This window comes from Rathayibacter sp. AY1D1, assembly GCF_002932635.1.
Classification (GTDB): domain Bacteria; phylum Actinomycetota; class Actinomycetes; order Actinomycetales; family Microbacteriaceae; genus Rathayibacter.
In genome coordinates this window covers 1-1434 of sequence record NZ_PSVY01000058.1, presented here as the reverse complement: position 1 = coordinate 1434, position 1434 = coordinate 1, and the positions used below count along the sequence as shown (strand labels likewise).

Here is a 1434-nt window from a genome sequence, read left to right as displayed (position 1 = left end):
AGGGGCATGATGATTTGACGTCATCCCCACCTTCCTCCGAGTTGACCCCGGCAGTCTCCTATGAGTTCCCACCATGACGTGCTGGCAACATAGAACGAGGGTTGCGCTCGTTGCGGGACTTAACCCAACATCTCACGACACGAGCTGACGACAACCATGCACCACCTGTATACCGACCTTGCGGGGCAACCATTTCTGGAAGTTTCCGGTATATGTCAAGCCTTGGTAAGGTTCTTCGCGTTGCATCGAATTAATCCGCATGCTCCGCCGCTTGTGCGGGCCCCCGTCAATTCCTTTGAGTTTTAGCCTTGCGGCCGTACTCCCCAGGCGGGGAACTTAATGCGTTAGCTGCGACACGGAGACCGTGGAAAGGTCCCCACATCTAGTTCCCAACGTTTACGGCGTGGACTACCAGGGTATCTAATCCTGTTCGCTCCCCACGCTTTCGCTCCTCAGCGTCAGTAACGGCCCAGAGAACTGCCTTCGCCATCGGTGTTCCTCCTGATATCTGCGCATTCCACCGCTACACCAGGAATTCCATTCTCCCCTACCGCACTCTAGTCTGCCCGTACCCACTGCAGGCCCGAGGTTGAGCCTCGGGTTTTCACAGCAGACGCGACAAACCGCCTACGAGCTCTTTACGCCCAATAATTCCGGACAACGCTTGCACCCTACGTATTACCGCGGCTGCTGGCACGTAGTTAGCCGGTGCTTTTTCTGCAGGTACCGTCAAGCCGAAGCCCTTCTTCCCTACTAAAAGAGGTTTACAACCCGAAGGCCGTCATCCCCCACGCGGCGTTGCTGCATCAGGCTTTCGCCCATTGTGCAATATTCCCCACTGCTGCCTCCCGTAGGAGTCTGGGCCGTGTCTCAGTCCCAGTGTGGCCGGTCACCCTCTCAGGCCGGCTACCCGTCGTCGCCTTGGTGAGCCATTACCTCACCAACTAGCTGATAGGCCGCGAGTCCATCCTTGACCGAAAAACTTTCCACCCGCACCCGATGCCGGGGCAGGTCGTATCCGGTATTAGACGCCGTTTCCAGCGCTTATCCCAGAGTCAAGGGCAGGTTACTCACGTGTTACTCACCCGTTCGCCACTAATCCACCCAGCAAGCTGGGCTTCATCGTTCGACTTGCATGTGTTAAGCACGCCGCCAGCGTTCGTCCTGAGCCAGGATCAAACTCTCCGTAAAAAAATTACGACCCCCAACCCCGAAGAGAAGGAGAGTCAAGTTTGACCTCTAGCAAATAAGACATCTCTCCGACCCGAAAGCCGGAAGCTGACATCAATTTCCAAAGGAATCCCAACCCGATCCGAAGATCAAGGCCGGGGTATAAAATTGGCATTGAACATAGTGCACGCTGTTGAGTTCTCAAGAATCGGACACATCCCGCCTCCACACCAGAACGGTGCTTCACAACGAAAGTGATCGAAG

General features: G+C 55.6%; 1 rRNA gene (only partly in view). It reads right to left on the bottom strand.

Features of this window, described 5'->3' with window-relative positions:
• A 16S ribosomal RNA gene (locus tag C5C56_RS17235) occupies positions 1 to 1191 on the bottom strand; it reaches 189 nt to the left of the window's first position.
• Positions 1192 to 1434: the final 243 nt, after the last annotated feature.